This window comes from Streptomyces sp. CB02923, from assembly GCF_001905005.1.
GTDB lineage: Bacteria > Actinomycetota > Actinomycetes > Streptomycetales > Streptomycetaceae > Streptomyces.
The window spans coordinates 183,186-203,138 of sequence record NZ_LWKZ01000027.1; the positions used below are offsets into that span (position 1 = coordinate 183,186).

The following is a 19,953-nucleotide window of genomic DNA, read 5'->3' on the forward strand; positions in this document are numbered from 1 at the left end:
TCGTGCGGGTCGTGGTGGTCACGGCGTCAGTCCGCGGCGAATATCTGCTTCTTCTGCCGTTCGATGCTGTTCACCAGGCCGTCGATGTCGCCGGGATTGCCGATGAACTGCTGGATCGCCTGGATCAGTACGGTGGAGGCGAAATCGGGGCGGGTGTCGCGGTCCATGAACTGCGATATCTGCCGGGCGCCGGCCACCAGCCGGACGGCTTTCTTCTGGAGGGCGTCATACGTCTGTGTGCCGGCCTCGCCGTTGGCCGCGACGTTGTTCGGGTCCCGTTTCAGGTAGACCAGCTCGGCCTGCGGAGTGGCGAGGAAGGTGAGCAGGTCCCGGGCGGCGTCCCGGTGCCGTGTCTTCTTCGCCATCAGGAACCCGTCCATCGGCGCCTCGACCGCCTCCTTCCCGAAGGCCGGATCGATCTCGGGGAACGGGAAGAGGTCCAGGTCCGCGCGGTTCTCCGCGGTGAACTGCTGGCCGGGGTGCTGTAGTCCGAGGACCGTCATGCCGGCCTTCTTCCCCTGGAGGGACTGTGCCGCCTCCTGCCAGGTCCGGCCGTTGGCGCCTTCCTGGTGGTACGGCAGCAGGCTCCGCCACAGGTCGAAGACCTGCCGTACCTGCGGGCCTGTCCAGGATTTCTCCCCGCGCATCAGGGCGATGTGGAAGTCGTAACCGTTGGCCCGCATGTCGAGGTAGTCGAAGGTGCCCATGGCGGGCCATCCCTCCTTGTCGCCGAAGGCGAATGGGGTGAGGCCGTCCTTCTGCATCTGCCGGGCGAGCGCACGGTATTGATCGAAGGTCTCGGGCACTTCGTAACCCCGCGTCCGGAAAACGCTCTTCCGGTGGAAGACCGCCCACGGGTAGTAGTAGTACGGAACGAAGTACTGCTTGCCGTCCTCGCCCGTGGACTGTTTCTTCACCGCGTCGGAAAACCCGTCGAACTCCCTCCAGAGATCGCTGATGTCGGCGAGCAGGCCCTTTCGCGCGAAGTACTGCATCCGGTATCCGGCGAACCAGGTGAAGACGTCATCGGGTGTGCCCTGGAGGTAGCGGTTGATGTTCTCCTGGAAGTTCTCGTGGTTGACGGTGTTGACCTTCACCGTCTTCTTCGACTGCTTCTCGTACGCCGCGATGGCGTCGGCGTACGCGCGTTTGGGCACCGCGTCCGAGGCGTTGGACCCCAGGGTGGCTCCGCCGCCGGGGCCGTTGCCGCACGCGGTGAGCAGGGACGGCAGTGCGACCGCCCCCGCACCGGCCGCCGCGCCACGCAACAGGGACCGCCGGGGCACCCCGCGTGGCGCCCGGTGCGTACCCCGGCCCGAACCGCCGCCCGATGACTGGACCATGATTCCCCCTCCTCGGCGATGGAACCGAACAGAACCGAACGCGAGTGCTGGGATCTCACTCCCAACGAGGGGGACAGTCAAGGCTTTTGGCGGTCTCTTCCCGCGCCGCCGCCCGTCGTCTTCCAACACAGTCCAACAAGCCTTACCGTAAACACTCGGAATTGACTGGTACATGACTTCACTGCACTCTCCGAGAACGGAGGACGCGAATCATGCGCCCGCACACCCCCCTCACCCCCCTGCGCGCCCGGCGAAGAGTCGTCGCGGCGCTGTCCGCGGCGCTCCTGAGCGCGGCAGGGGTGACCGCCCTGCCCGCCGCGGCCCGCCCGGCCGACGCCACCGGCGGCCCGCCCGGCCCGCCGCCCGCCGCGAAGGCCGCCGCCCCGGCCGCGTCCGCCGCCCCGCGGCTGCCCGACGGCCTGGCCAGGACGCCTCCCATGGGCTTCAACAACTGGAACTCCACCCACTGCGGAGCCGACTTCAACGAGGCGATGATCAAGGGAATCGCCGACATCTTCGTCGAGAAGGGCCTGAAGGCCGCCGGTTACGCGTACGTGAACCTGGACGACTGCTGGGCCAAGAAGGAGCGGGACGCGAACGGCAAACTGGTCCCGGACCCCACCCGGTTCCCCAACGGCATCAAGGCCGTCGCCGACTACGTCCACTCCAAGGGACTGAAGTTCGGCATCTACACCAGCGCCGGCACCACGACGTGTGCACAGGCGATGCCGGGCGCACTGGGCCATGAGTACTCCGACGCCCGGCAGTTCGCCGACTGGGGAGTGGACTACCTAAAATACGACAACTGCAACAACCAGGGGGTGGACGCGAAGAAGCGCTACCTCACCATGCGCGACGCCCTGAAGGCGACGGGCCGCCCCATCGTCTACAGCATCTGCGAGTGGGGCGAGAACAAGCCATGGGAGTGGGCGGCGGACGTCGGGCACCTGTGGCGCACCACCGGTGACATCAGTGACGTGTGGGACAGCATGGTCTCGATCTTCAAGGCGAACGCGCCGCTGTCGCCGTACGCCGGTCCCGGCCACTGGAACGACCCGGACATGCTGGAGGTCGGCAACGGCGGCATGACGGACGCCGAGTACCGCAGCCACTTCTCGCTGTGGTCGATGATGGCCGCGCCGCTGCTGATCGGCGCCGACCTGCGCAAGGCCTCGCAGGCGACCTTCGACATCCTCGACAACCGCGAGGTCGTCGCGCTCGACCAGGACCCGCTGGGCAAACAGGCCCAGGTGCTGAAGTCCGAGGGCGGCCGCTGGGTGCTGAGCAAACCGCTGGCCGACGGCGACCGGGCGGTGGCCCTGTTCAACGAGACCGACCGGCCGCAGCACATCACCACCACCGCCAAGGACGCGGGCCTACCGCAGGCGAGCGGCTACCGGCTGCGCGACCTGTGGAAGGACGAGAACACCCACACCGCGGGCGAGATCGCCGGGACCGTACCGGCTCACGGCACACTGCTGTACCGCGTCACCGCCGACCGCCACTGGGCGCAGTACCCGCCGGCCCTGGACACCGCGGCGGAGGGCGTCGCGCCCATCGAGGTCGGCAAGGAGGTCCGGACCGCGACCCTCACCCGCAACCTGGGCCGGACCCCCGCGCTGGACGTCAAGGTCGACTTCAAGGGCCCGCAGGGCTGGCGCGTCGAGCCGGTCACGTCCACCGCCGCCCACACCCTGCCCCCGGGCAAGGAACTGGCCACCGCCTGGAAGATATCGCCCCTGGCGGGGACCAGGCCCGGCCCGTACGAACTGACGCTGACCACCGACTACCGCTCGACGCGCGGGCAACGCGTGACCCTGGCGCTGCCGTTCGCCGTCACCGTCGTCCAGGCGCCGCCCCCCGGCACCTCGTACGCCAGCGACCTGACCTGGCTCTCCGCCACCAACGGCTACGGTCCGGTGGAGAAGGACACCAGCGTGGGCGGGCCGCAGGCCGGTGACGGGACGCCGATCACCATCGGCGGCGTGCCGTACGCCAAGGGGCTGGGCGCCCACGCGCCCAGCGAGATCACGTACTACACCGGCGGGAAGTGCTCGGCGTTCAGCGCGCAGGTCGGCGTGGACGACGAGACGGGCGACCAGGGGACGGTCACCTTCGAGGTGTGGGCCGACGGGCAGAAGGTCGCCGAGAGCGGCAGGCTGACCGGCCCGGACCCGGCGAAGGCGATCAGCGCCGCGGTCTCCGGGGCGGGCACCGTGCGGCTGGTCGTACAGGACGCCGGGGACGGCTTCTTCTACGACCACGGCGACTGGGCCGACGCGAAGTTCACCTGCTGACACGGCCGTTCACCGCACGGCGCGGCACCGGCCGGGCGGGCCGCACGGCCCGCCCGGCCACCCGCGTACGGACGGGCCCGGCCCGGGTCAGCAGACCGGCAGGCCCGGGACCGGCGCGTCGTTCCGGCCGCCCTTGAGGTAGACGGCGCTGACGTACACCCCGGTATTGCCGCTGTCGTCGTCCGTCTTGGCCCACCACGTGTTGGTCCACCGGCCGTACGTTTCCCGGCGGCCCAGATTCGCCTGGCAGTAGAAGTAGTTGGTGCCCGCGTTCAACGTGCCGACCTGCTGGAAGGAGCTGGTGTACGAGGCGGCGCCGCGCCACACCAGGCAGTTGGAATTGCCGCCGCCGGCCGGCGCGCACGAACTGGGCTCCGGAGCGCCGCCGGTCCCGCCGGTGGCACTGCCGCCGCCCGAAGCGGCGGACCCGCCTCCGGACGCGGAGCCGCCGGTAGCACCCTGCCCGCCGTCGCCACCGCCGCCCGTGCCACCGGTCGCCGTGCCGCCGTCGCCGCCCTTGCCGGTCGTCCCGCCGCCACCGGGCGCGGGCTTCCCGGACGCGGCGCCCTTCGACGGCCCGCCGCCCGGAGTGGCGGGCGCCATGCTCGGCCCGCCCTCGTCCTTTCCGCCCGCCTCGGCACCGGGCTTCGCGTCCCCGGTCTCCTTCGGCGCGCCCGACGCGCCCGCCCGCGCCGTCTGTTCCTCCGGGGACGCGGGCTGCCGCCGCTCCGCGACCGTACTGCCGGAGTCCCGGGCCAGCAGTCCGTACGTCACTCCGCCACCCGCCAGCAGGACGGCGGCCACAGCGGCGGCGGTGAGCGCGGCGGTACGGCGCCCGCGCCCCGCCGTGCCCGCGGCAGGCACGGTGCTGGTCTCCCGCTCGCCGAGGCCGCCCGCGGACACCGGCCCCGTGGGGCTCTGCCCGCTGACCGGCCCGGCATCGGCGGACGTCACCGCTCCGGCGGCAGAACCGGAGCCGCCGGTCTCCGGGCCGTGCGGCGGGGGCGGCGGCGACGCCCAGACGTCCGGCGCGGTCGGCGTCCGCGGCGTACCCGTACCCGTGCCCAGCCGCACCGTGTCGCGCCCGTCGGCCGCCGCCGCCAGCAGCGCCCGCGCCTCGGCCGCGCTCGGCCGGGCGGCCGGGTCCTTGGCCATCAGCGCGTGCAGCACGGGCGTCAGCGGCCCGGCCCGGCGCGGCGCGGGCAGCGGTTCGGAGACGATCGCCGTCAGGGTCGACCAGACCGACGTACGGCGGAACGGCGCGCCGCCGCCCTCCACGGCCGCGTACAGCGTCATGCCCAGCGACCAGATGTCCGAGGCGGGCGACGGCGGCTGCCCCTGGGCGCGCTCGGGCGGCAGGTAGTCGAGCGAGCCGACGAGTTCGCCGCTGCGGGTGAGGTGGGTGGTCGCCCCGTCGTCGGGCGCCTCGATGCTGGCGATGCCGAAGTCGGTGAGCACCACCCGGCCCACCCCGGCGTCCGGGCGGGACGCACGCCGCTCCCAGCCCTCCAGCAGCACATTGCCGGGCTTGACGTCCCGGTGCAGCACGCCCACCTGGTGGGCGGCGTCCAGCGCGTCCATCACCTTGGCGCCGATGGCGGCGATCTCGCGTGGGTCCATGGCGCCGCCCCGGTCGAGCACGTCGTCCAGCGAAGGGCCGTCGACGAGCTCCATGACGATGACCGGGCGCCCGTCCTCGTCGATCACGTCGTGCACGGTGACCACGCCGGAGTGCCGGATACGGGCCGCGGCCCGTGCCTCGCGCTGCATCCGGGTGCGCAGGTCGGCCAGTTCCGGCGCGGACGCGTCGGTGTAGGCGCGCAGCACCTTGACGGCGACCTCCCGGCCCAGCACCTCGTCGACCGCCCGGCAGACGACGCCCATGCCGCCGCGCCCGATCTGGCCGGTGACCCGGTACCGCCCGCCGAGCAGCCGCCCGGTCAACTCCCCGGCGCCGCCGCTGCCTTCACGAGCGCCCCCGCCGTCCCCGCCGCTGCCCACGTCCCCCGGCCCGTCCACGCCATTCACGCCACTCGCCCCGTTCGCCCCACTCGTCCCCTGTCATGGTCGGCACCAGCCTAGAGGGAGACCTGGCCCCCAACGGCCCTTCAGGCCGTCGGGGCGAAGGCATCGAGACGCGACTGTTGCGCGGCGGCGGCCGCGGCACCCACCACACCGGCGTCCGTACCCATCCGGGCCGGTACGACCGTGATGCCCCGGGCGAAGGAGAGCGTCGCGTAGTCGTGCAGGGCGCGGCGCAACGGAGCGAAGAGGATGTCACCGGCGCCCGCCACGCCGCCGCCGACCACCGCGATCTCGATCTCGACGAGCGTGGCGGTGGCCGCGATACCGGCGGCCAGGGCCTGGGCGGCCCGCTCGAACGAGTGACGGGCCACCGGGTCACCCGCACGGGCCGCGGCGGCCACCGCGGCGGCGCTGGTGTCGCCGTCGGGGCCCGGCCGCCAGCCGCGTTCGAGGGCGCGGCGGGCGATGTTGGGGCCGCTGGCGATGCGTTCGACGCAGCCGCGGGCGCCGCACGGGCAGGGGTCGCCGTCGAGGTCCACGCTGATGTGGCCGATGTGGCCCGCGTTTCCGGTGGGGCCCGGATGCAGTCGGCCGTCCAGGACCAGGCCGCCGCCGACGCCCGTGGAGACCACCATGCACAGGGCGTTCGCGTAGCCGCGGGCGGCGCCCTGCCAGTGTTCCGCGGCGGTCATGGCCACGCCGTCGCCGACCAGGACGACCGGGCGCGCCCCGACCAGACCCTGCACCTCGGCGACGACCGGGAAGTCCCGCCAGCCGGGGATGTTGACCGGGCTGACCGTGCCGCGCCGGGCGTCCACCGGGCCCGCGCTGCCGATGCCGACGGCGGCCACCCTGGCCCACTCGGGGTGCGCGGTCAGCTCGCCCACGACCTCGGTCAGAGCACGCAGCACGGTGGCGCCGTCCCGGTCGGCGCGGGTGGGCCGGGTGGTGCGGGCGAGCAGCCTGCCGCGCCCGTCCACCAGTGCGCCGGCGATCTTGGTGCCGCCGATGTCCAGCGCTGCGCTCAGGTCCGTCTGCATCGGTGTCGAATCTCCTGGTGGGCGCCTGGGCCGGGGGGCGTGGGCCCGGCACGGGAACGCCAGTCTCGTGCTAAGTGACAACGTTGTCCAGAGGTTATGCTCGACGCCGTACCGCGCACCCTCGCGCGATACCGCCGGACGGTCCCGTCCGGCCGGCCCCACGCACCGGCCGCCCGGACGCCGCCACAGCCATCATCGGCGTACCGGAGGGGGAACCGCCACACCCGTCCCGCCCGTCTCTCCAGCAACAGCCGGAGCGAGAGCCGGAACCGTGGCCGCACCAGGGCCGCCCGGACGCCGCAACCGCCGCCGGCACCCCACCGCAGCCGACAGAATCAGGACCGCGCACCGTGACCGACACCGCCCGGGGCACCTCCCGCCGCTACGGCAGCCGGCCCACGATGAAGGACGTCGCCGCCCGGGCCGGCGTCGGCCTCAAGACGGTGTCCCGGGTGGTCAACGGCGAACCCGGCGTCACGCCGGAGACCGAGCGCCGCGTCCAGGACGCCATCACCGCCCTCGGCTTCCGCCGCAACGACTCCGCCCGCATCCTGCGCAAGGGCCGCACCGCCAGCATCGGCCTGGTCCTGGAGGACCTCGCGGACCCCTTCTACGGGCCGCTCAGCCGCGCCGTCGAGGAGATCGCCCGGGACCACGGCGCACTGCTGATCAACGGGTCCAGCGCCGAGGACCCGGCCCGTGAGCAGGAGCTGGCGCTCGCCCTGTGCGCGCGCCGGGTGGACGGCCTGGTGATCATTCCGGCGGGTGACGACCACCGCTATCTGGAGCCGGAGATCGCGGCGGGCGTGGCCACCGTCTTCGTGGACCGCCCGGCGGGCCGGATCGAGGCGGACACGGTGCTGTCCGACAGCTTCGGCGGCGCCCGCGACGCGGTGGCTCACCTCATCGCGCACGGCCACCGCCGCATCGGTTTCATCGGCGACCAGCCGCGCATCCACACCGCCGGGGAGCGGCTGCGCGGCTACCGTACGGCGATGGCCGACGCCGGACTGGCCGTCGACGAGTCGTGGGTGTCCCTCGGGTCAACCGCCCCGGACCGGGTACGTTTCACGGCCACCGCCATGCTGGACGGCGCGCGGCCGGTCACGGCGCTGTTCGCGGGCAACAACCGGATCACCGTCACGGCGGTACGGGTGCTCGCCGAACGCCCGTACCCGGTGGCGCTGGTGGGCTTCGACGACTTCGAACTCGCCGACCTGGTGTCCCCCGCGATCACCGTCGTGGCGCAGGACGCCGCGCGCCTCGGCCGTACCGCCGCCGCGATGCTCTTCCACCGTCTCGACGGCGCCGAGCGCCCTCCGCAGCGCCAGGAGATCCCCACCCGGCTCATCCCGCGCGGCTCGGGCGAACTTCCGCCACCGGCGGGCAGCTGAGCCCCGCCGCACCGGCCGGGCGGCGGCCTCATACACCGGCCTCCCCCTTCCCCTGCGTCAGCCCCCTCACCAACAGCCGTTGCACGTGGGTGTCCCTGCTGGCGCCGGGCGGCCTGCCGGTGACGCGTTTGAAGGCGCGGCTGAAGGCGGCCTGGGAGGTGTAGCCGAGGCGTTGCGCCACGGACTGGATCGGCAAGGTGTCCTGGGCCAGCAACTGGCTGGCGAGGAGCATCCGCAGCTCCGTGGCGTAACGCAGGGGCGGCATGCCGATCGTGGTCTGGAACCGGTCCGCGAAGACGGACCGGGAGACATGGCATTCCGCTGCCAGCTCCGCCACGGTCCAGTGACGTCCGGGCCGCCGGTGCAGGGCCAGGATGGCGCACGCCAGGCGGGGGTCGCGCAGCGCGGCCACGAGGCCGGAGCTGTTGTCGCAGCCGCATTCGATCCAGCCCCGCACGATCATGGCCGCCGCCACTTCGGCCAGCCGCGCGAGGATGCCGGCGAAACCCACACGCGCGGAGCAGGTTTCGCACTTCATGGACGTCAGGATCGGCATGAGTCCGGGATAACGCTGCCCCTCGGCATCGACCAGCATGACATCCGGCATCAGTCGGCTGATCCCCTGCATTCCGCCGAGGTCGAACTCCATGAAGCCGGTGAAGAAGACCGCGCTGGGAGCCGGTTCGGCGCTCGGGCAGGCATCCACGTCACACACCGCGTTGTTGAGGGGCACCGCGTCGAAACTGTCTATCCCCTGAGCCGGTGTGCCCGGACCGGAAAGCAGCTGATGGGACTCGCCGTGCGGCATGAATACGGCGTTTCCGGCGGAGAGTTCGCGGACGGTTCCGTCCTCGGTGCGCAGAACGGCGGAGCCGACGGCGAGGAAATGGAAATAGGCGCGTCCTGGCTTGGCGTCGAATGTGAGGCCGAACCGCGGGCCCACATGGACGCGGCGGTAGCGGACACCGCGCAGCCGCATGCTGGTCAGCAGTTCACTGATGAGGTCGGACGACAGGGCGAACGGCTCAACAGCCTTCCCGTCCGGAGTTTCGGTCACATAGTGCAGACGCTCTGTCATAGCTCATCCTGAAGTTCGCGTGCAGGCTTGACTTGACCTTTTCACGCGAGGCAAGAGAGCTGAACCGTTGAGCAGTGATGTGTGTGACACCGTGTCCGATACCGAACCCCGGGCGGCCGAAGGGGAACCGGTACCGCCCGAACCGGCCCCGTCGTCGTGGGCTGCGGTGTTCTCGCTGGCGGTGGGTGTCTTCGGACTGCTGACGGCGGAGTACCTGCCGGCCAGCCTGCTGACGCCGATGGCCGCCGACCTGGGGGTGCCGGAAGCCCTGGCGGGGCAGGCGGTGACGGTCACGGCGGTGGCGGCGATGCTGTCCGGACTGCTGACGGCGAGCCTGACCCGGAGGGTCGACCGCAGGGTCGTGCTGCTCGGCTTCACCGTCCTGATGATCGTGTCCAACCTGCTGGTGGCCGTGGCCGCCAACCTCGCGGTGCTGTTGCTGATGCGCATCCTGCTGGGTGTCGCGCTCGGCGGTTTCTGGAGCATGGCGGCGGCGGTGACGATGCGTCTGGTGCCCGCGGCTCTGGTTCCGCGGGCGATATCGGTCGTCTTCAGCGGGATCGCGGTGGCGACCATCGTGGCGGTGCCGCTCGGCAGCTACCTGGGCGAACGGTCCGGCTGGCGCAGCACCTTCCTGGCGGCGGCCGCACTCGGGGTGGTCACGTTGGTGTTCCAGCTGTTCGCGCTGCCCCGGATGACACCCCGCGGAACGGCACGGCTGGGCACGTTGTGGGAGGTGCTGCGGCGACCGGGCTTCGGGGTGGGCATCGTGGGAATGCTGCTGGTGCACATCGGGCACTACGCGCTGTTCACGTATATCCGGCCCGCTCTGGAAAGCGTGGTGAAGGTCGACGCCGATGCCTTGGCGCTGCTGCTGTTCGTCTTCGGAGTGGCGAACTTCGTGGGCACGCTGGCGGCCGGATGGCTTCTGCAGATCAGCCTGCGCCTGGCGCTGACGCTGACGCCTGCGCTGATGGGCGTGGCAGCACTGGGCGTGGCACTGCTTCCCGCCGGGCAGGCGGGGTACGTGGCGCTGGTGGTCCTCTGGGGCCTGGCCTTCGGCGGCGTGTCGGTGGCGTGGTCGAACTGGTCGACCCGCATGGTGCCCGACCAGGCGGAGAGTGCGGGCGGGCTCGTGGTGGTGGGCGTGCAGTCCGCCATCGCCGGCGGGGCCGCCGCGGGCGGTGTGATGTTCGGTCTCGGCGGCGTCGTCACCGTATTCACCGTCTCCGGCGCCGTGTTGCTCGCCTCCGCGTTGCTGATCGTCCTGCGGGTCCGGGCGCCCCGGCTCACGTGAGGAACCGGGGCGCCCGGCCGCTGGATCACGACATCGCGCCGGAGTGCTGGACGTGCGAGCTGGTGAGGACGACGAGCTGCTGGGTCGCCCTGGTCATCGCGACGTAGCGGTCGACGGTGCCTTCGATGCCCGCGCCGAACTTCTCCGGGTCGACGAGGACGACCAGGTCGAACTCCAGCCCCTTCGACAGCTCCGGCGTCAGCGACCGGACGCGGGGCGTCGCCCGGAACGCGGGGTCGCCGATGACGCAGGCGATCCCGTCGTCGTGCGCGGTGAGCCAGGCGTCGAGGATCGCGTCCCGGTCCGTGACCGGCCCGTGGACGACGGGGACGCCGCTGCTGCGGAGGGAGGCCGGCACGTTGGCGTCCGGGAGCGCGGTCCGGATGACCGGCTCGGCTTCCGCCATGACCTCTTCCGGCGTCCGGTAGTTGATGTTCAGGGACGCCACGTCGACCCGGTCGAGCCCGATCCGTTCGAGCCGCTCCCGCCACGACTCGGTGAAGCCGTGCCTGGCCTGGGCCCGGTCCCCGACGATGGTGAAGCTCCGGGACGGGCAGCGGAGCAGCAGCATCTGCCACTCCGCGTCGGTCAGTTCCTGCGCCTCGTCCACGACGACGTGCGCGAACGGGCCGGCGAGCAGGTCCGGTTCGACGGTGGGCAGCGCGGACTCGTCGATCAGGCTGTCCTTCAGGTCCTGTCCGTGCAGCATCGTCACCGCCCCTTCACCGTCGTCGTCGGCGGCGATCACGGTGTCGATGACGCGGTCCATGCGCTCGCGTTCGGCGGCGACGGCGGCGTTGTGCCGGCGCTTGCGCAGTGACGCCTCCGGGTCGCCGAGCCGCTGCCGTGCCGCGTCCAGGAGCGGCAGGTCGGACACCGTCCAGGCCTGCGGGTCCGCGCGCCGCAGCTTGCGGGCGTCGTCGCGGCCGAGCCAGGGAGCGCACAACCGCAGGTAGGCGGGGACCGACCAGAGGTCGCCGACGAGGTCGGCCGCTTCGAGCAGCGGCCACGCGCGGTAGAGGGCCCTGAGCAGATCCTTGTTGCTGTGCAGCGCCTTGCGCAGCAGGGCGGGCGGGACGTCGCCGTCGTGCTTGTCCGTCAGGATCGAGAGCAGCTCCTCCCATATCTGCTCGCGTGCGTCGTTGTGCGGGGTGCCCGGTTCCGGTGCTTCGAACGCCTCGGCCCAGTCGTCGGCGCTCAGCCGGACGTCGGACCAGGGCGTCGTGACCGTCATCCCCTCGGTGGGCGGCTCCTCGTAGAACCGGACGGCCGCCTCGATCGCCTTCACCATGTGCGCGGACGACTTCAGGAGGGCCACGTCCGGGTCGGCCTCGACGGCCGCTCCGGCTCCCTCGGCGACGAGGTCGCGCAGGGTGCAGGTCTGTACGCCCTCCTCGCCCAGGCTGGGCAGGACGTCGGCGACGTAGGCCAGGTAGGGCTGGTGCGGGCCGACGAACAGCACGCCACCGCGGCGGTGACCGAGGCGGGGGTCGGAGTAGAGGAGGTAGGCGGAGCGGTGCAGGGCGACGACGGTCTTGCCCGTACCCGGGCCGCCGTCGACGACGAGGGCGCCGCGGGACCCCGCCCGGATGATGGCGTCCTGGTCGGCCTGGATGGTGGCGAGCACGTCGCGCATCCGGTCCGACCGGTTGCTGCCGAGGCTGGCGACGAAGGCGGAGTGGTCGTCGAGCGCGGCGTGGCCTTCGAGCCCGTCGTCGGTGAACACCTCGTCCCAGTAGTCGCTGATCCGGCCGCGGGTCCAGCGGTACCTGCGGCGGCTCGCCAGCCCCATCGGGTCGGCGTGGGTGGCGCCGAAGAACGGCTCGGCCGCCGGGGAGCGCCAGTCCACCAGCAGGCGGCGGCCCGTGCTGTCGGTGAGGCCGAGCCGTCCGACGTAGACGGGCTCGGGGCTGTCCGTGCCGACCATGTGCCCCAGGCACAGGTCCAGGCCGAAGCGGCGCAGGGCACGCAGGCGTTTGTTCAGCCGGTGCACCTCCGTGTCCCGGTCCATCGCCTGCCGTCCGATGCCGCCGGGCGCCCTCAGCTCGGCGTCGAGGGCTTCGGACAGTTCGGCGATCGTGCGCTCCAGGCTCTCCGCGATGGCGGCGAAGTGCTGTTCGTCGCCGGCCGTCAGCTTGGGGTCGGCCTTGGCGGAGAGCCGGTCGGGAAGGTCGAAGACGCTGGTGGTCAGGGAGTTCATGTCGTCAGCTCCGATCCGGGGCCGCGCCTGCGGGGTCCGGCTGCGCGCACATCCGTACCTCGGGGCCGCGTGCCCGCGGCCGCGGTGCGGGTCCCCCCAACGGCTTCCCGTCATCGCACGCCACCTGGACCGACAACAACACACGCACTTCGTGAATCTCCCGTTTCCGCAGGTACTGGCCTCGGCGAGTGATTCTGCGGCATGACGGGGGCCTTGCCGCAAGCCCCCCTGTGCGCTATAAGTTGAAAGTGGCAAGGAGCGGGTGCTCCTTGCCTTTGTTTTTTGTCGTCCGCCGGCAGCCCGTCGTCCGCCGGCAATCCCCCGGCAGCGTCGCCAGTCCCCCGGCAGTCCGCCGTCAGGCGTTCCGGGCCGTGCGGCCCGCCAGGCCGTCGAGGTCGGCGCGGGTGAGCCCGGTCAGGCGGGCGGCCTCCGCGATGTCGACGGCGCCGCAGTCCAGGCCCCGCAGCAGATAGCCGCTGAGCGCCTTGGCGGTCGCGGGCTCGTCCATCACGTCGCCGCCCGCCTTGGCCACGTACGCGGCCAGCCGGGCCGCGGCCTGCTCCAGGCCCTCGCGGTAGAAGGTGTAGACGGCGGCGTAGCGGGTGGGCAGGTGGGCCGGGTGCATGTCCCAGCCCTGGTAGTACGCGCGGGCCAGCGAGCGGCGCACCAGGCCGTGGTGCAGCCGCCAGGCGTCGTGGACCCGGGTGGTCGCGCCGACCGGGAGGACGTTGGTCGAGCCGTCGGAGAGGCGGACGCCGGTGCCGGCGGCGGCGACCTGCATCACGGCCTTGGCGTGGTCGGCCGCCGGGTGGTCGGGCGACTGGTGGGCGGCGCTGACGCCGCAGGCGGCGCTGTAGTCGAAGGTGCCGTAGTGCAGGGAGGTGGCACGGCCCTCGGCGGCCTCGATCATGCGGGCCACGGTGGCGCGGCCGTCGGCACCCAGGATGGACTGGGTGGTCTCGATCTGGATCTCGAACCCGATCCGGCCGGACGGCAGGCCGTGCGTCTTCTCGAACGCTTCCAGCAGCCGCACCATCGCGGTGACCTGCTCGGCGTAGGTGACCTTGGGAAGGGTCAGCACCAGGCCGTCCGGGAGGCCGCCGGCCGCCATCAGGCCGGTCAGGAAGATGTCGAGGGTACGGATGCCGCGGTCGCGGACGGCGGCCTCCATGCACTTCATGCGGATGCCCATGCAGGGCGCGGCGGTGCCGTCCCGGTAGGCGGCCGCGACGAGGGCGGCGGCGCGGGCGGCGGCCTCGTCCTCCTCGGCGTCGGGACGGGGGCCGTAGCCGTCCTCGAAGTCGATGCGCAGGTCCTCGACGGGCTCGCGCTCCAGCTTGGCCCGTACCCGCTCGTACACCGGCTCGGCGAGTTCGTCCGGTATCCCCAGGACACCGGCGAACGCCTCGGCGTCCGGGGCGTGCTCGTCGAGCGCGGCGAGGGCCGCGTCGCCCCAGGCGCGGACGGTGCCGGCGGTGCAGACGTCGCCGGGGACGTAGACCGTGTGGACCGGCTGCCGGGTGCCGGGGTCTCCCGGGTAGCGCCGCGCGAGGTCCGCGTCGACCTCCGCGAGAGCGGCTCCGATCCCCTCGCGTACGGTGTCCCCGAGACTTGTCGCCACCGTCTCGTGCTGCCCCATCCGGCACCCTCCCAGTGCTCGCGCCCATCCCGTGGGCTCAACCGCCTTTTCCGCTTTACGGAATCAACAATCCGTAGAGCGAAGTTATCCGGGCCGAGTTCGCAGGTCAACACCCTCCGGGAACGGGATCGGTGGGGCGCTCCACGGGGAGCGTTCCCCACGGCGCGCGCCGCGCGCCCGCGCTGCGCAGATCCCGTTTCACCCCTTTCGGTGCTTCTCACGCCTTCACCGGCCGGGACGGAACGCCCGTGCGTAACATCACCGGCGCGGTGTGCGCGGCCCGGCCGCCCGCACGAGGCGTGGGGGGGGGCTGTATGCCGGAGGAGTTCGGGGACGCGCTGCGGCGGCTGCGGCGGGAGCAGGAGGTCTCCCTCCGGACCCTGGCGCAGCTGGTGCACTACAGCAAGGGCTATCTCAGCAAGATCGAGAACGGTGAGAAGCCGCCGACCGGGGACGTCGCCCGCCGCTGCGACGCGGCCCTGGCGGCGGACGGCGCGCTCACCCGGCTGCTGTCCGCCCGCACCCCCGGCGACCGCTGCCCCTACCCGGGGCTCGCCGCCTACACCGCCGAGGACGCCCCCTGGTTCTTCGGCCGGGAGCGCGCCACCGCCGCGCTGGTCGGCCGCCTCGCCGAGCGCCTGGAGGCCGCGGGTCCGCTGGTCGTGGCGGCCCCGTCCGGCGCCGGAAAGTCCTCCCTGCTCCGGGCCGGCCTGCTGCCCGCCCTGCGCGCCGGGGCCCTGCCCGGCTCCCGGCACTGGCCGGTCCGCGTCCTGACGCCCGGCGCGCACCCGCTCACCGAACTGGCCGCGGCGCTGGCCGTGCCGCCGTCGGCCCCGGGCCCGACGGCGGCACGGCCCCCGGCCGCCACACCCGACGCCACCACCACGGCCTCCGCCACCACACCACCCGCCACCACACCCCCCGCCATCGCCGCCGCCGCCGAAGACCTGGCCGAAACGCCCGGACGGTGTGCCGCCGCCGTCCGCGCCGCTCTCGGCACCCGCCCGCGCCTGGTCCTCGTCGTCGACCAGTTCGAGGAGGTCTTCACCGCCTGCGAAGACCCCCATGAGCGGCGGGCGTTCGTCGCGGCGCTGTGCGCGGCCGCCCGGAACGCCCCGTGCGCCGTGGTCCTCTGCGTACGCGCCGACTTCTACGGCCAGTGCCTGGACCACCCCCCGCTCGCCCCGGCCCTGTCCGCCGGGATCTTCGCGCTGCGGCCCATGTCCGTACCGGAGGTACGCGCGGCGATCACCCGGCCCGCGCGGGAGGCCGCACTGGAACTGGAACCGGGCCTCGAAGAGCTGCTCCTGTCCGACCTGGGCATCCACGAGGACGACGGCCCGGTGGCCGGAGGAGCGCTGCCCCTGCTGGCGCACGCCCTGCTCGCCACCTGGCAGCAGCGCAGCGGCCGCACCCTCACCGTCGCCGGCTACCGCCTGACCGGCGGCCTGCACGGCGCCGTCGCCACCACCGCCGAACGGGTGCACGCCGAACTGGACCCGGCCGAACGGCGGGCCGCGCGGCAGGTGCTGCTGCGGCTGGTGCAGGTCGGCGAGATCGCGGGGGAGACGCGCCGCCGCGTCCCGCACGGCCGTCTGCTGGAGCACCTGCCGGACCCGGAGAAGACCGCCGCCGTGATCGACGTCTTCGTACGCGCCCGGCTGCTGACCCTGGACGCGGACACCGTGGAGATCACCCACGAGGCGCTGCTGCGGGCCTGGCCGCGGCTGCGCGGCTGGATCCGGGCCGACCGGGCGGGGCTCGTCGTCCACCAGCGGCTCTCCGAGGCGGCCGGGGCGTGGAAGCGGGAGGGCCGGGAGGCCGCGGGGCTGTACCGGGGCACGCGGCTGGCGGTGACCCGCGAATGGGCCGGGCAGCAGGGCGAGGACGCCGGACTCAGCCCGCTGGAGGAGGAGTTCCTGCACGCGTCGCAGACGCGCGAGGCGGCCGCGGCGCGGGCCGGGCGCCGCCGGGTGCGCCGCCGCCGCAGGCTCGCGGGCACCCTGGCCGTGCTGCTCGTCCTCGCCGTGTGCGCGGGCGTGCTGGCGGTCCAGCAGTGGCGTACGGCGGAGTCCGGCCGCCTCGACGCGTACGCCGGTGAACTGGCCGCCCGATCCGGCCAGGTGGCCACCGGTCAGCCCGAGGCGGCCATACTGCTCGCCGCCGAGGCGTACCGGCTGCGCCCGTCCCCCGCCTCCCGCAGCGCGCTGCTCAGCACCCAGGCCCGGCCGTTCGCGGGTCGCCTGACGGGGCATCAGGGGCCGGTCAACGCCGCCGCCTTCAGCCCCGACGGGCACCTGCTGGCCGGGGGCAGTTCGGACGGCACGGTCCGCCTGTGGGACCCGCGCAACCGCCGTCCGCTGGGCACCGCGATCCGGGCGGGCGCGGCGCGCGTCCGCGGGGTCGCCTTCAGCCCGGACGGAGGGCTGCTGGCGGCAAGCGCCGCGGACGGTTCGCTACGGGTACGGGACACCGGCCGCCGGGCCCCGGCCACCACCGTGCCGGGCGACGGTCCGGGCGGCGAGTTGGCCTTCGCGCCCGCCGGTCCGGGCAGCCGGGCCGGTACCGGCGCGGGCCGCGGGCAGGTCCTCGCTGCCACCGGCCCCGGCGGCAGCGTGACCCTGTGGGACGCGCCCCGGATGCGGCTGACGGCCCGGCTGCACGGGCGCGGCGGCGGCGCCTCCGGCAAGGTGGCGTTCAGCCCGGACGGGCGCCTGCTGGCCCGCGGCGACGGCAACGGCCGGGTCCGGGTGTGGCGGCTGCCGCCCTCCCTGACCGCGTCCGCGCCCGGCAGCGCCCTGCCCGACGCCGACCGCCCCTCCTCCCCCACCGTCCTGGCCGACCGCTCCGGGCACGGCAACGGAGCCGTGGCCGTGGCCTTCAGCCCGGACAGCGCGACGCTGGCCGTCGGCGGCACGGACCGCACGGTGACGCTGTACGACACCCGCGACATGACCGTCATCGGCCGGCTCACCGGCCACAACGACGACATCAACGCACTGGCGTTCTGCCCCGACGGCGACACCCTCGCGTCCGCTTCCGGCGACGGCTCCGCACGCCTGTGGGAGGTCGCCACCCGCCGTACCGTCGCCGCCTTCACCGGACACAGCGACTACGTGCTCACCGTCGCCTTCTCCCCGGACGGCCGCACCCTGGCCAGCGGCAGCTTCGACCGGACGCTCACCTTGTGGAACCCGGCGGGCGCGGCGCTCACCGCCCGTCCGGTGTCCGGCCGTTCCGCCGTCGCCTTCGCGCCCGGCGGGCGGCGGCTGGCCGCCGCGGGCACCGACGGCTCCGTCCAGCGGTGGGACGTACGGTCCCGTACGCAGCTGGGGCCGCCGCTGCGCGCCCATCACGGCCCGGTGCGGGGGCTGGCCTACAGCCCGGACGGCCGGGCGTTCGCGACGGCCGGCGCCGACGGGACGGTCCGGCTGTGGGACGCGGCGAGCGGCGTCCGCAAGAGACTCCTCACGGGGTCGCGCGGATCGGTGTTCGCGGTCGCCTTCTCCCCCGACGGGCAGCGGCTGGCAGGGGCCAGCGAGGACGGCACGGTACGGCTGTGGAACCTCGCGCGGGGCGGATCGACCGTCCTGACCGGCCACGACGACTTCGTCAACGGTGTGGCGTTCAGCCCGGACGGGCGGCTGCTGGCCAGCGTGAGCGACGACCGTACGGTACGGCTGTGGGACGCCGCCACCCACCGCCCGGTCGCCGTGCTGCGCGGGCACACCGGCGCGGTGTGGGCGGTCGCCTTCAGCGCGGACGGACGCACGCTCGCCTCGGCGGGCAACGACCGCACGGTACGCCTGTGGGACGTCCGGCGGCACCGCGCCACCGGTGTGCTGCGCGGCCACACGGGGTCGGTGCGCGGCATCGCGTTCGCGCCGCGCGGACGGCAGTTGGCCACGGCCGGCTTCGACGGCACCGTACGCGTCTGGGACACGGCCGCCCATGCACAGGTCGCGACGCTGACCGGGCACACCGACGTGGTGTGGTCGGTGGCCTACGCGCCGGAAGGCGGAGCACTGGCGAGCACCGGCGCGGACGGCTCCGTACGCCTGTGGGACCTGGACTCCGGCCGGGTGGCCGGACGCATCTGCCCCTTGGTGGGCAGGACCGGTCCCGCGCGCTGGCGGGAGCTGCTGCCCGATGCCCCCTCTGGCCCACTCTGCGGGCAATGACGCCACGCGGTCCCGGGCCCGGGAGGAATTTAACCCGTGGCGTTCCCCGATCATGCCGGGTGACACTCTCCCGCATGACATGGATCGCACCTCAAGTGGAACGCCGTGCCGAGCCGTACGTGGCGGACGAACGCGTCATGCTCCAGGGCTGGCTGGACTGGCACCGCGACACCCTGCTGGCCAAGTGCGCCGGGCTCACCCCGGACCAGCTCGTCCGGGCGAGCGCCGAACCGTCCAACCTGACGCTGCTCGGCCTCGTACGGCACATGACCGAAGTGGAACGCGCCTGGTTCCGGACCCGCGTCGCGGGCCAGAAGATCGGCCCCCGCTACTTCACCGAGGAACAGCCGGACGCGGACTTCGAGGCGCTCGACACCGCCGGGGCCGAGGAGGCGCTGGCGGTGCTGCGCGCCGAATGCGAGGCCGCCGACCAGGCCGTGGCGCACCGCGGCCTGGACGACACCTTCCCGATGACGGACGGCCGGATCATCAGCCTCCGGTGGGTGTACATCCACATGATCGAGGAGTACGCACGGCACAACGGGCACGCGGATCTGCTGCGCGAGCGGATCGACGGGGCAACAGGCGAGTAGGAGCGGACTGACCGGCAGGGGCGGACGGGCTAACAGGGGCGAACGGGCCGGCAGGGGCGGACGGGCGCGGGGCGCCCCCGGAGTGCGCTCGCCCCCAGCGCGGCTCCCGCCCACCGGATCCCGCGCTACGCTTCTGCGTTACCGCGCGGCGGGCCGACCGCGGCGCAGTCGCCAAGGGGCAGCCATGCGCGTCATCCGGATCCTCGCCGTGTTCGCCGCCACCACTCTCCCCCTCACCGCCTGCTCGGACACCACCGAGCCGGATCACAGAGCCCCCTCCACCCAAACCCCCTCCACCCAGGCCCCCTCCACCCAATCGCCATCCGGCCAGACGTCATCGGGCACCGCCGTGGCCACCCCGGCGGTTCCGGAGATCGAGCCCCCCAAGGTGTCCGGTCTCGGCACGACCGCGCACACGGCCGGCTCCGGCGGCGGGATGCTCGACCTCACGCCGTCCAGCGTCGTGTACGTACCCCGCACCAAGAGCAAAACCCCCGTGAACGGGACATACGCCGTCGTGGCCTACAAGGCCCGCTCGACCACGGCAGTGGCCGCGACCGAAACGACACCGACCGCGAACGGCGGCTGGCGATGGACCGCCCGGGACGGCCGGACCGTGACCACACTCACCGGCAACGCAACCAGCGTGACACCCAACGGCTTCAACGGCTCGGGCCCCGTAAAACCCGGCAGCGACCAATGGCGCAGCCGGACATTCGACCTCCCGAAATCCCAGCACGGCGGCACCCTGGCCTACACCGACGGCAAGGGCCGGGTACACCGCTGGGCAATCCCCGCGAAGGACAGCGGCCCCGAAACAGCGAAACTGAAAAAGGCCCTGGAAGAGTAGCGTCGCCTTCCCCCGC

12 protein-coding genes are annotated in these 19,953 nt (G+C 73.3%); 6 read left to right on the forward strand and 6 right to left on the reverse strand.

Translation table 11 applies throughout. The annotated features are described in order from the left end of the window. Positions 1-26: 26 nt before the first annotated feature. Positions 27-1,343 carry an ABC transporter substrate-binding protein gene (locus A6A06_RS35670; RefSeq protein WP_199931384.1) on the reverse strand — a complete coding sequence of 439 codons (1,317 nt, stop codon included), beginning with the start codon at positions 1,341-1,343 and terminating at the stop codon, positions 27-29. A gap of 212 nt (positions 1,344-1,555) precedes the next feature. On the opposite strand from A6A06_RS35670, the gene A6A06_RS35675 reads away from it, so the two are divergent. Continuing rightward, entirely contained in the window at positions 1,556-3,640 is a 2,085-nt protein-coding gene (locus tag A6A06_RS35675; protein ID WP_079194592.1) for an NPCBM/NEW2 domain-containing protein, read from the forward strand. A gap of 87 nt (positions 3,641-3,727) precedes the next feature. Here A6A06_RS35675 and A6A06_RS35680 read toward each other — a convergent pair whose 3' ends face one another. Then, positions 3,728-5,659: a serine/threonine-protein kinase gene (locus tag A6A06_RS35680; protein WP_443333823.1), complete on the reverse strand. Its 1,932-nt coding sequence runs from the start codon at positions 5,657-5,659 to the stop codon at positions 3,728-3,730. Between the two features lie 89 nt (positions 5,660-5,748). Further along, entirely contained in the window at positions 5,749-6,705 is a 957-nt protein-coding gene (locus A6A06_RS35685; protein WP_073767558.1) for an ROK family protein, read from the reverse strand. 350 nt (positions 6,706-7,055) lie between these two features. Here A6A06_RS35685 and A6A06_RS35690 point away from each other — a divergent pair, with 350 nt between their 5' ends. After that, positions 7,056-8,099: a LacI family DNA-binding transcriptional regulator gene (locus tag A6A06_RS35690; RefSeq protein WP_073767560.1), complete on the forward strand. Its 1,044-nt coding sequence runs from the start codon at positions 7,056-7,058 to the stop codon at positions 8,097-8,099. A 28-nt stretch (positions 8,100-8,127) separates the two neighbouring features. Here A6A06_RS35690 and A6A06_RS35695 read toward each other — a convergent pair whose 3' ends face one another. After that, positions 8,128-9,177, reverse strand: coding sequence for an AraC family transcriptional regulator (locus A6A06_RS35695; RefSeq protein ID WP_073767562.1), 1,050 nt, complete (start codon positions 9,175-9,177; stop codon positions 8,128-8,130). A 91-nt stretch (positions 9,178-9,268) separates the two neighbouring features. On the opposite strand from A6A06_RS35695, the gene A6A06_RS35700 reads away from it, so the two are divergent. Beyond that, positions 9,269-10,474 (forward strand): MFS transporter, encoded by a 1,206-nt coding sequence (locus A6A06_RS35700; protein WP_073768316.1) that lies wholly within the window; start codon positions 9,269-9,271, stop codon positions 10,472-10,474. A gap of 25 nt (positions 10,475-10,499) precedes the next feature. Here A6A06_RS35700 and helR read toward each other — a convergent pair whose 3' ends face one another. Next, positions 10,500-12,674 carry an RNA polymerase recycling motor ATPase HelR gene (gene helR / locus A6A06_RS35705; RefSeq protein ID WP_073767564.1) on the reverse strand — a complete coding sequence of 725 codons (2,175 nt, stop codon included), beginning with the start codon at positions 12,672-12,674 and terminating at the stop codon, positions 10,500-10,502. Positions 12,675-13,029: 355 nt separating this feature from the next. Beyond that, positions 13,030-14,313 carry a DUF6986 family protein gene (locus A6A06_RS35710; RefSeq protein WP_073767566.1) on the reverse strand — a complete coding sequence of 428 codons (1,284 nt, stop codon included), beginning with the start codon at positions 14,311-14,313 and terminating at the stop codon, positions 13,030-13,032. Positions 14,314-14,561: 248 nt separating this feature from the next. Between A6A06_RS35710 and A6A06_RS35715 the strand changes: the two genes are divergently transcribed. The 3 genes from A6A06_RS35715 to A6A06_RS35725 all read left to right on the forward strand — a co-directional run bounded on the left by A6A06_RS35715 (position 14,562) and on the right by A6A06_RS35725 (position 19,937). After that, the gene (locus A6A06_RS35715) at positions 14,562-18,494 is read left to right on the forward strand and encodes an nSTAND1 domain-containing NTPase (RefSeq protein WP_073767568.1); all 3,933 of its coding nucleotides are present in this window, start codon (positions 14,562-14,564) and stop codon (positions 18,492-18,494) included. 74 nt (positions 18,495-18,568) lie between these two features. Beyond that, the gene (locus A6A06_RS35720) at positions 18,569-19,087 is read left to right on the forward strand and encodes a DinB family protein (RefSeq protein WP_073768318.1); all 519 of its coding nucleotides are present in this window, start codon (positions 18,569-18,571) and stop codon (positions 19,085-19,087) included. 184 nt (positions 19,088-19,271) lie between these two features. Then, entirely contained in the window at positions 19,272-19,937 is a 666-nt protein-coding gene (locus A6A06_RS35725) for a hypothetical protein (protein WP_073767570.1), read from the forward strand. Positions 19,938-19,953: the final 16 nt, after the last annotated feature.